This window comes from Pseudomonas paraglycinae (assembly GCF_021601625.1).
Lineage (GTDB): Bacteria > Pseudomonadota > Gammaproteobacteria > Pseudomonadales > Pseudomonadaceae > Aquipseudomonas > Aquipseudomonas paraglycinae.
Genome location: NZ_BQHR01000028.1, coordinates 42214 through 52464, shown reverse-complemented (window position 1 = coordinate 52464; position 10251 = coordinate 42214). Strand labels below are relative to the sequence as shown.

Annotated in this window: 12 protein-coding genes; 4 read left to right on the top strand and 8 right to left on the bottom strand. The window is 61.4% G+C overall.

Translation table 11 applies throughout. The features are described 5' to 3' along the window. Positions 1–153: 153 nt before the first annotated feature. Positions 154–1227, bottom strand: a complete 1074-nt coding sequence (locus L6D82_RS27415; protein WP_236192045.1) for a fatty acid desaturase — start codon at positions 1225–1227, stop codon at positions 154–156. Between the two features lie 100 nt (positions 1228–1327). On the opposite strand from L6D82_RS27415, the gene L6D82_RS27410 reads away from it, so the two are divergent. Continuing rightward, entirely contained in the window at positions 1328–2332 is a 1005-nt protein-coding gene (locus L6D82_RS27410; RefSeq protein WP_236192044.1) for an AraC family transcriptional regulator, read from the top strand. Positions 2333–2463: 131 nt separating this feature from the next. Here the strand turns inward: L6D82_RS27410 and L6D82_RS27405 are convergent, their stop codons facing one another. Continuing rightward, a complete protein-coding gene (locus L6D82_RS27405; RefSeq protein ID WP_236192043.1) occupies positions 2464–3849 on the bottom strand; it encodes a heavy metal sensor histidine kinase in 1386 nt (461 codons plus the stop codon). Beyond that, positions 3839–4519 carry a heavy metal response regulator transcription factor gene (locus tag L6D82_RS27400; protein ID WP_085697973.1) on the bottom strand — a complete coding sequence of 227 codons (681 nt, stop codon included), beginning with the start codon at positions 4517–4519 and terminating at the stop codon, positions 3839–3841. Before L6D82_RS27400 ends, L6D82_RS27405 begins: the two co-directional genes overlap by 11 nt. A gap of 136 nt (positions 4520–4655) precedes the next feature. On the opposite strand from L6D82_RS27400, the gene L6D82_RS27395 reads away from it, so the two are divergent. Beyond that, positions 4656–5138 (top strand): GlcG/HbpS family heme-binding protein, encoded by a 483-nt coding sequence (locus tag L6D82_RS27395; RefSeq protein WP_102687467.1) that lies wholly within the window; start codon positions 4656–4658, stop codon positions 5136–5138. A 16-nt stretch (positions 5139–5154) separates the two neighbouring features. Beyond that, on the top strand, positions 5155–5565 hold the full coding sequence (uraH, locus tag L6D82_RS27390) for a hydroxyisourate hydrolase (protein ID WP_085746301.1): 411 nt from the start codon (positions 5155–5157) through the stop codon (positions 5563–5565). A 124-nt stretch (positions 5566–5689) separates the two neighbouring features. On the opposite strand, the gene L6D82_RS27385 is transcribed toward uraH, so the two are convergent. Beyond that, entirely contained in the window at positions 5690–6010 is a 321-nt protein-coding gene (locus tag L6D82_RS27385; RefSeq protein WP_085746300.1) for a hypothetical protein, read from the bottom strand. Between the two features lie 70 nt (positions 6011–6080). Continuing rightward, on the bottom strand, positions 6081–6764 hold the full coding sequence (locus L6D82_RS27380; RefSeq protein ID WP_236192042.1) for a Crp/Fnr family transcriptional regulator: 684 nt from the start codon (positions 6762–6764) through the stop codon (positions 6081–6083). Positions 6765–6849: 85 nt separating this feature from the next. Between L6D82_RS27380 and L6D82_RS27375 the strand changes: the two genes are divergently transcribed. Continuing rightward, positions 6850–7374, top strand: a complete 525-nt coding sequence (locus L6D82_RS27375; protein WP_236192041.1) for an Mpo1 family 2-hydroxy fatty acid dioxygenase — start codon at positions 6850–6852, stop codon at positions 7372–7374. A 123-nt stretch (positions 7375–7497) separates the two neighbouring features. Here the strand turns inward: L6D82_RS27375 and L6D82_RS27370 are convergent, their stop codons facing one another. Genes L6D82_RS27370 through cysT form a run of 3 tightly spaced genes read right to left on the bottom strand, consistent with a single transcriptional unit; the run spans position 7498 to position 10195 of the window. After that, a complete protein-coding gene (locus tag L6D82_RS27370; protein WP_102687462.1) occupies positions 7498–8487 on the bottom strand; it encodes a sulfate/molybdate ABC transporter ATP-binding protein in 990 nt (329 codons plus the stop codon). 3 nt (positions 8488–8490) lie between these two features. Further along, a complete protein-coding gene (gene cysW / locus L6D82_RS27365; protein ID WP_011331905.1) occupies positions 8491–9363 on the bottom strand; it encodes a sulfate ABC transporter permease subunit CysW in 873 nt (290 codons plus the stop codon). 13 nt (positions 9364–9376) lie between these two features. After that, positions 9377–10195, bottom strand: coding sequence for a sulfate ABC transporter permease subunit CysT (gene cysT, locus L6D82_RS27360; RefSeq protein WP_007952818.1), 819 nt, complete (start codon positions 10193–10195; stop codon positions 9377–9379). Positions 10196–10251 lie beyond the last annotated feature (56 nt).

Below are 10251 nucleotides of genomic sequence, written 5' to 3'. Positions count from 1 at the left end.
CTGTACCTTTGCAACTTCTGTTTAGGCAGGCTTGAGCGCGGTGCCAACCGCGTATCAAGCCTGTAAAAGGTGTAAACGATGTCCCCGGTCTAATGTGTAAAGGATGTACCGGTCTCTACAGTGAGGGCTGGATCTCCAGCCGAAAACACAAAGTCAGTTCACCTCGATCGCCTTACCCGCCAACCCTTCATTTTCCTTGCGAACAAACCTGTTCGCCCGCCCAAACGTCCCGAAATCGTTGAACCGAACCCCCATCTCCCGCATCACCTTATGCGCCACCGGCACCGTCAACTGGCGAATGTAAAACGGCTCCCTCACCACGAAATGATGAATCCCGTGACTGCTGCCGAAATTGAAGCAGAACGCCTGCAAAGGCCACAGCCACCAAGGATTCAGCACCTGACATTGCTGAAGCACATTACCCGGCTCCACATCCCCGTAGTAATGCATGTTCGAACTGATGAAGTGCAGGCAGAAAGTGCGCAATACGTTCGGGCCAATGATCACCACGGCGGCGATGTCGATCACCTGCATCACCGACAACGTGGTCGCCGACCATTCAATCGGCGAGCCCATCAAGTAAGCGACGCCATTGGCGGCATGGAACCCGAGAAACACATACCACGCGCCCCAATGTACTAGCGCCAACGGTGCGTACACCTTCAGCGTGCGTTTGATAATGCTGAACTTGTGCGCCCAGGTCTTGGCCCGCAGCATGCGGATGAACGCTGACATCACGTTGTCGCCGACCATCAGCAACCGCGCGAAACCCCAAGGCTCGCCATTGGTGATCGCCCGTTCTTCCATGTCGGTTTCGGTACCGGACACCTTGTGATGATTGAGGTGCAGATGGCGGCGGATCCACGGGTTGATCGTGCTCGGCCGCGCCAGCCATACCAGGCCCATCATCAGGTTGTGCGGCACGCGCTGTTTGCGGAAATACATGCTGTGGATCAGGTCGTGTTCGAGTTCGTGGGTCAGCGAAGCGAAAAACGCGTTGAGCAACAGGCATACCCACCACGCCAGGTGCCCGCTGATATAGAGCGCTGCCGAACCGATCATTCCGGCCAGAGCAAAGGCGAGAATCCCGGCGCCGAGTGCATCCTGATGCTTGAGAATCGGGTAGCGCTCGCGCAGTTCCACGCCCTTGGCCAGCACCACTTCGCGAATATGCGCTGATCGCTGGGCAGCATTGTGTCGCTGGGGACTTGCAGAAGTACGGTCCATGCTTCCATCCTCTGGTTATTGATGTTCGCATCCTGCCCCGCGCGGACTCCAAACGCGGTAGCCGAGAACGCCAACCTGTTGACCGGAAGCGCCAATCAGCATGAAGGAACCGACTTCTCTCGCTAGCTGGACCCGTGCCCTGCGCAAGCAACTCGACGCGCTGGGGCTGGACAGCACTGCCCTGTGTCAGCAGGCCGGGCTCGATCCGCAACTGATGGACGACCCGAACGCCCGCTATCCGTTGTCCGCCACCACGCGTCTGTGGGAAATCGCGGTGCAGGTCAGCGGCGATCCGGCAATCGGCTTGCGGGTGTCGCGGTTCGTCAGCCCCACCACCTTTCACGCACTGGGCTATGCGTTAGTGGCCAGCGGCAGCCTGCGGGAAGTGTTCGAGCGGATCGTGCGTTATCACCAGGTGGTCAGCGACGCGCTGGAACTGGAGCTGACCCGCACCGAGGACCGCTACCGCTTTCGCCTGAAAATCCCGGCCGGCAACCCGGCCCCCGCCTTCGAAGCCATCGACGCCTTTGCCGCCATCTACGTGCGCACCTGCCGCAATCGCCTGGGTCGCGACTACGCACCACTGGCGGTGTACCTGCGCCGCCCGGAACCGATCGATGCGCATCAATGGCACAAGGTGTTCCGCTCGCCGGTGCATTTTTCCGCCGAAGAAGACCGCATCGAATTCGCCCTCGCCGACTTCGACAGCCACCTCGACGACGCCAACCCGGAACTGGCCGAGCACAACGAAGCAGTGCTCAAACGCACCCTCGCCCAACTCAAGCCGCTGACCTGGGAGCGCAAGGTACGCGACGCCATCGAAGAACAACTGCCCGAAGGCGAACCCAGCGCCGAACGCATCGCCCAGACCCTGCACCTGAGCCTGCGCAGCCTGCAACGGCACCTGGCGGACGAGGGTTGTCGCTTCGACACCCTGCTGAATGAAAGCCGCGAAAACCTCGCGCTGCTGCACCTGCGCGATCCGCAATGCTCGCTGAGCGAGGTCAGTTATCTGTTGGGATTTGCCGATACCAGCAGCTTCAGCCGCGCGTTCAAGCGCTGGACGGGGATGACGCCGGGGCAGTTTCGGGATCAGTTGCGCTGAAGGGGTTGGAATTTGTTCTGAATCGACCAGCCTCTTCGCGGGCAAGCCCGCTCCCACAAGGATTGGGGCGTACAAAAATCCGCGTCACACCTCGACTACTGTGGGAGCGGGCTTGCCCGCGAAGAAGCCATTCAGATCGCTGCAAATCCAAGCTCAAAAACCGTACCCGTTGCATCACTGCTGACCCGCACCCGCCCCCCATGCAACTGCATGATCGACTGCACGATTGCCAGTCCCAATCCGCCGGAGTCTCCTGGCTCCGCGCGGGACGGGTCGACGCGGTAGAAGCGGTCGAACAGTTTGCCCAGATGCTCATCCGCGATGACCGGGCCGAGGTTGTGCACTTGCAGCCAGCACAGGCCTGGCTCATCGCGTCGGCGCAGGCTGATGACCGAGCCGGCATCGGCATGGCGTACGGCGTTGGCCAACAGATTGCCCAAGGCGCGTTGCAGCAGTTGCTGATCCGCCAGCAACTCTCCGCTGAACGTGTTTTCGAGGCGGATTTCCCGGTCATCGGCCAGAGCTTCGAAGTAGTCGCACAACTCTTCGCCGATTTGGTGCAGCTCCAGCGGGCGCAGATCGAGCGCTCGCTCAGCCTGCTCGGCGCGGGCGAGAAACATCAGGTTTTCGGCCATGCGCTTGAGCCGTTCGAACTCTTCCATGTTCGACGCCAGCACTTCCTGATACTCGGTGCTGCTGCGCGGATAATTCAGTGCCTGGCCGTTGCTTGCGAGCAAGGTGTGCAGCGGCGTGCGGATTTCATGGGCGAGGTCGGCGGAAAACTGTGAGAGGCGCTGGAAGCCGTCGTCCAGCCGCACCAGCATGCCGTTCAGCGCGTGCACCGGCTCCAGTAATTCCGCTGGCGTGCCGGCGGTGGGGACGCGTTGGTCGAGGCTGCGCAGGTCGATGCCGCGCAGCGCTTCACTCAGCTTGCGCAGAGGCCGCAAACCACGGCGCAACAGCACCAGGCCCAGCGTGAAGGCGAGCACGGCACCCAGGCCGACGGCCAGATACAAGCGCAGGCGATAGCTGCCGAGCATCTGCTCGCGCTCGCTCAAGACCTTGCCGGCGATCACGGTCAGCGCTTCGCCGTTCGGCCCTTGGGCCTGTCCTGACAACAGGGCCAGTTCGACACCGTCCGCCGCCTGCCAGGTCAGCACATCGCTGCGTTGCGGCGGTTGATCCCGGGGGATGGCCTGCACCGCAGGCAGTGCACGTTGGCGAGGATTGATCGTGATTACGTTCGAGCCGTCCGCGCGTTGCACCAGCAGCAGACTGTCGAGGTTGCCGAGCATGTTCTGGTACAACCGTGGCCGTGCCTGCAAGGCGTCGAGGCTGTCACTGTCGGCGAGCAGCGCGCGCACCTGTTCCAGGCGACCGAGCAACGCCATGTCGTCGCGCCAGGCGATTTCCGAGGCCAGCGAGCGATACAGGAACACGCCAATCGCGCTGAGTACCAGCGCGCAGACGGCAGCGAACGCCAGAGCCAGGCGCCAGGCGATGGATCTAGCGCGCATCGTCGGGCGCTTCGAGTTGATAGCCGACCCCGCGCACGGTGTGGATCAGTTTGGGCATGTACGGATCATCGACTTTCGAACGCAGCCGACGCACCGCGACTTCGACCATGTTGGTGTCGCTGTCGAAATTCAGGTTCCACACCTGCGAAGCAATCAGCGTGCGCGACAGCACTTCACCCTGTCGGCTGGCGAGCAAATGCAGGAGGGCGAATTCCTTGTTGGTCAGGGCGATGCGCTGGCCGCCACGGCTGACCCGGCGGCGCAGCACGTCGATTTCCAGGTCAGCGATGCTGTACGACTCGGCCTCGCGCATCGGCCCGCGCCGCAACAACGTGCGCACCCGCGCCAGCAGTTCGGCGAAGGCGAATGGCTTGAGCAAATAGTCATCCGCCCCCAGTTCGAGGCCACGCACGCGGTCTTCGATAGCGTCCTTCGCCGTCAGGAACAGCACCGGCGTGGCGCCGCGCTGGCGGATCAACTGCAGCAATTGCCAGCCGTTGAGGCCCGGCAACATCACGTCGAGGATGATCAGGTCATATTCCTGCTGCTCGATGAAGTAGCGCCCGTCGAGACCATTGAGCGCCACATCCACGGCAAAACCCGACTCGCCCAGCCCTTTGGCGAGGAAATTCGCAGTTTTGGCTTCATCTTCTACGACCAGCAAACGCATGGCACACCTCGATTGATCAGAGGCACAGGCTAGGCTCCTTCGGCGGCGTTGCCCATTACAAACTTGTAATCCGGCTGACGAGGTTTCGACGGGGACCGGCGGATAAGGTGGCGGCCTTCGCTTCTGGAGCCTACCCATGTCCGCTAAATACTTGGTTGCCAGCCTGGCAATCGGCCTCGGCACTGCCGCAATCGCCGCGCCTGAGCTACCCCGTCACGCCGATCTCGATCTGAAAACCGCACGGCTGCTGGCCGACACAGCGCTGGAAAACTGCACCGGCACGGTATCGGTGCTCGACCGTGGCGGCAACCTGTTGGTGACCCTGCGCGGCGACGGTATCGGCCCGCACAACACCGTCGCCAGCCAACGCAAGGCCTACACCGCGCTGTCGACGAAAACCCCGACCCGGTTGTTCGCCGAGCGCGCCCGCAGCAACCCGGAAACCGCCAACCTCAACACCCTCGACGAGCTGCTTTTGCTCGGCGGCGGCATCCCTCTGTTCGCTGGCAAGGAACTGGTCGGCGCCATGGGCGTGGCCGGTTCCGGCGGCGGCGAGCAAGACGAGAACTGCGCGATCAAGGCTGCCGACATCGTCGGCCTTTCCATCAACCGTATTTGAACCCAGGAGCATCACCATGACCCCACTGCGCATGACTTTTGCCGCGCTCGGCCTGAGCGCTTTTTCGAGCCTGGCGCTGGCCGCCGGCAATCCGCTGAGCGTGCATGTACTCAATCTGGAAAACGGCCTGCCATCGCCGGGCATCAACGTGACGCTGGAGCGCCATGTCGGCCAGGACTGGCAGCCGCTGGCGCAGGGCACCACCAATGAACAGGGGCGGATCGCCGAACTGTTCCCGGCGAACAAAACGTTCGAGGCGGGTGAATATCGGGTGGTATTCAAGACAGGCGAGTACTTCGAGAAGACGAAGCACGAGACGTTTTTTCCGGAGATTCCGGTGATCTTTCAAGTGAAGCAGACGGATCAGCACTATCACATTCCGTTGCTGCTGAGCCCGTATGGTTTCTCCACTTATCGCGGTTCGTAACTCAAACAGACTCCTCAAAAAAGCCCCTGCCCATCGACAGCAATGTTGAATGTTCAGGGGCTTTCTACTTCACTAACCGTCCCAGTGCGGCAGGGTTGGAAATCAGCTTGCGGCTGGTGCGTCCTTATTCGACCTTGAACTTGAAAAACGGGCTCCAATCAGACCTTTCACGATTATCCGTCTGCACAGCGAAAGCCTCATATTCAGCTGCAAGCAGTTTCTCTTTCACAGACCAAATACCATCCGGGCCGACTTGAGTTGAAGCAAACGAGTCACCATCAATCGGAACTTTCATGATCCATACCCACCACCCAGCCAGACCAGTACCCGAAAATTCAACCGGGTTGTTGACGTCACCTTGGGGTTTGACAACGACTGGTGCGGGGACGCTTTTATTGATAGGGAGGTTAGAGTAATCAGCGGTGCCGGTAGCTTTACTGTTCATCGGTTCCAACTCCTTGGGCGGTCGTATTTGACACACTTGTTGTACACCGCCCAATAGGAGCCCACCACTGTCAGATCTGACAGGTGGCACGCAGTTTTTCCATGTCCAGAATCTCGATTTCCCCATAGCCGAGACCAATAACTCCCTGATCTTTCAAGTCCTTGAGGATCTGGTTGGTGGTCTGCCGCGACAGCGACAGCATCGACGCCAGTTGCTCTTGAGGCAGTTGCAGCACCCGGCGTGGTGGGTCGAGTTCGCCGTAGCCTTCGGCGATCATCAGCAAGCGATGGGCCAGTCGCGCCGGGGCCGGCAGCAGGCTCAGCTGTTCGAGGTTGATGAAGGTCAGGCGCAGCTTGTGGCTCATCAACAGAGCGAGATGGCGCCAGTAGACGGGTTGCTCGTCGAGCAGTTTAAGCAGCGTGGCCTGGGGAATGTTGAGCAGGGTGCAAGGCCCGACCGCGTAAGCGTCATGCGTGCGGGGCTGGCCATCGAACAGGCAGATTTCGCCGAACCAGTGCGGCGCCTCCACCAGGCTCAGCAACGCCTCCTTGCCCTGCTCGCTGACCGCGCCGATGCGTACCGCGCCGTCGAGCACCGCGTACAGGCCGCATGGCGCATCGCCGCGCTGGAACAAGCGCTGCCCCGCCGCCAGCCGCCGCTCCCGGGCCGCCGCCAGCAGACTATCCTGAAAGGACGAAGGCAGATGACTGAACCATTGCCCGATCAACAGGCGCTCGCGCCAGACCTTATCCATGCGTTCTCCTAAAGATTGTCGCCTGCCTGACAGAGCGAGCCGTGAACCCGGGGCATGATTCGATCACCCTACAGGAGGAACAACAATGAAAAGCCTCGTCGATCATTTGAGTCAATACGCCGCTTACCACCGTGACCCGCGCAACATCGCCAGCCACTTTATGGGGATTCCGTTGATTGTGGTGGCAGTGGCCGTGCTGTTGTCGCGGCCGGAATGGTCGGTGGGCGGATTGTGGGTTTCCCCGGCGGTGATTGCCGCCCTCGCTTCGGCTTGGTTTTACCTGCGTCTGGAGCTGAAGCTCGGGGTTCTGATGACCGTGTTGATGGGGCTGTCGGTCTGGGCCGGGCATGCCCTGGCGCAGCAGAGCACCATGGTCTGGCTCAGCAGCGGTCTGGCGATGTTCGTGATCGGCTGGGTGATCCAGTTTGTCGGGCACCACTATGAAGGACGCAAACCGGCGTTTGTCGATGACTTGAGCGGACTGATTGTCGGGCCGCTGTTTGTGGTGGCCGAGCTGGCGTTCATGCTCGGGATGCGGCATGAGCTGAAAGAGCAGATCGAGGCGCGGGCGGGTGTGGTGCGGGTCAATCCGAATCGTGCGGCTGTCTGAACCACTGCCCGGCTCGCTCGTTCCCACGCTCTGCGTGGGAATGAATCCCGTGACGCTCCGCGTCACAGTGGATGCGGAGCGTCCATAGCGGCGTTCCCACGCAGAGCGTGGGAACGAGCGAGATCAAACGTTGGCGACTTTCTGCCAGACCTTCGGCTTGAAGAACAACGTCTCACCTTTCGCCAAACCGGTCAGGCTGTCGTGGTCCTTCACCACTTCCGCCTCGATCAGATCGCTCTGCCCCTCAACCTTCAACGTCACCCGCGTGGTCGCGCCCAGCGGCCGGATATCGCGGACTTCAGCGGCGTGGTGATCCTCCAGCTCATGCCGCGACAGCGATACTTCGTGCGGACGGAACAGCACGTGATTGTCATCGCCCAGATGCAGGCGGTTCGAATCGCCGAGGAAGTGATAGACGAAATCGCTGGCCGGGTTTTCGTAGACATCGCCCGGTGAACCGATCTGCTCGATCACACCCTTGTTCATCACCACGATGCGGTCGGCCACTTCCATCGCCTCTTCCTGGTCGTGGGTCACGAACACCGAGGTCAGGTTGATGTCTTCGTGCAGGCGCGCCAGCCAGCGGCGCAGCTCTTTACGCACCTTGGCGTCGAGGGCGCCGAACGGCTCATCGAGCAGCAGCACTTTCGGCTCCACCGCCAAGGCGCGGGCCAGGGCGATACGCTGACGCTGGCCGCCGGACAGTTGCTCCGGATAACGATCCGACAGCCAGTCCAGTTGCACCATGTTCAGCAGCTCGTGGACCTTGGTCGCGATCTGGCTTTCAGTCGGGCGCTGGTTCTTCGGCTTCATGCGCAGGCCGAACGCGACGTTGTCGAACACCGTCATGTGGCGGAACAAAGCGTAATGCTGGAACACGAAACCGACATTGCGATCCCGCACGTCGTGGCCGGATACGTCTTCGCCGTGGAACACGATGTTGCCGTTATCCGGAGTTTCCAGACCGGCAATAATGCGCAGCAACGTGGTCTTGCCGCAGCCCGACGGGCCGAGCAGCGCTACCAGTTCACCGCTGTGGATGTCCAGGCTGATGTTGTCCAGCGCCTTGAACGCATTGAAATTCTTGCTGACGTTACGCACTTCGATCGACATGAATTATTCCTCCGCGGCGCTGGCGCGCAGGCGGTTGATACGGTTTTCGCTCCACTGCTTGAGCAGCAGGATGAAGAGCGCCAGGATCAGCAACAGGCTCGCCACGGCGAACGCGGCCACGTGGTTGTATTCGTTGTAGAGGATCTCGACGTGCAGCGGCAAGGTGTTGGTCACCCCGCGAATGTGCCCGGAGACCACCGACACCGCACCGAACTCACCCATGGCCCGCGCGGTACACAGCACCACGCCATAGATCAGGCCCCATTTGATGTTGGGGACGGTCACGTGCCAGAACATCTGCCAGCCATTGGCGCCTAGCAGACGCGCGGCTTCCTCCTCCTGAGTGCCTTGTTCCTGCATCAGCGGGATCAGCTCACGGGCCACGAACGGCACAGTGACGAAGATCGTCGCCAGCACGATGCCCGGCAGGGCGAAGACGATCTGGATGTCGTGATCCTGCAGCCACGGCCCGAACAGGCCCTGGGCGCCGAACATCAACACGTAGACCAGACCGGCGATCACCGGCGATACCGAAAACGGCAGGTCGATCAGCGTCACCAGCATGCTCTTGCCGCGGAACGAGTACTTGCTCACGCACCACGCGGCGCTGACACCGAACACCAGGTTCAGCGGCACCGACACCAGCACCGCGATCACGGTGAGTTTCAACGCCGACAAGGCATCCGGTTCAAAGATCGCAGTGAAGAACGCGCCGAGGCCGTTCTTCAATCCCTGGGACACCACGATGAACAGCGGCAGCAGCAGAAACAGGAAGAAAATCAGCCAGCCGAGGCCGATCAGGATCCGCCGCGAAGTGGCACTGCCACGGCGGGCGGCGTTGGCCGAGGAAGCGGCCGCAATAGACGATTGGGACATGGTTCGCGCCTCCTTATGGGGTTTCGATGCGCCGCTGCAGCAAGTTGATCAGCAGCAACAGGACGAAGGAAACCACCAGCATCAACACGCCGATGGAGGTAGCGCCGGTGTAATCGTACTGGTCGAGCTTGACCATGATCAGCAGCGGCAGGATCTCGGTTTTCATCGGCATGTTGCCGGCGATGAAAATCACCGAACCGTACTCGCCGACGCCACGGGCAAACGCCAGTGCAAAACCGGTCAGCCAGGCCGGCAACAGCGCCGGCAGCAGGATGTGACGGAACACCTGCAATGGTTTGGCACCGAGGCACGCCGCGGCTTCTTCGACTTCACGCGGGATGTCGGCCAGCACCGGCTGCACCGTGCGCACCACGAACGGCAGGGTCACGAAGGTTAGCGCCAACGTGATCCCGAGCGGGGTGTAGGCGATCTTGAAACCGAGGTCAGCGGCGAACTGCCCGACCAGCCCGGTCGGCGTGTACAGCGCCGTCAGCGCAATACCGGCCACGGCGGTCGGCAGGGCGAACGGCAGATCGATCATCGCGTCGATCACCTTGCGTCCCGGGAACGTGTAGCGCACCAGCACCCAGGCCAGCAACGTGCCGATGATGCCGTTGATGATCGCGGCGCACAGCGCGGTGCCGAAGCTCAGCTTCAATGCGGCGAGAACGCGGGGCGCGGAGATGATCGTCCAGAACTGATCCCAGGTGAGTTGGGCGGCGTGGACGAACATCGCCGCCAGCGGGATAAGCACAATCAGGCTGAGGTACACCAAGGTGTAGCCCAGCGTCAGCCCGAAGCCGGGTATGACGGGGGAGATACGACGCGACATAAAAGTCCTTGGTTTGAGAACGCGCAAAGCCCCGAACATAAATCCGGGGCTCGTTT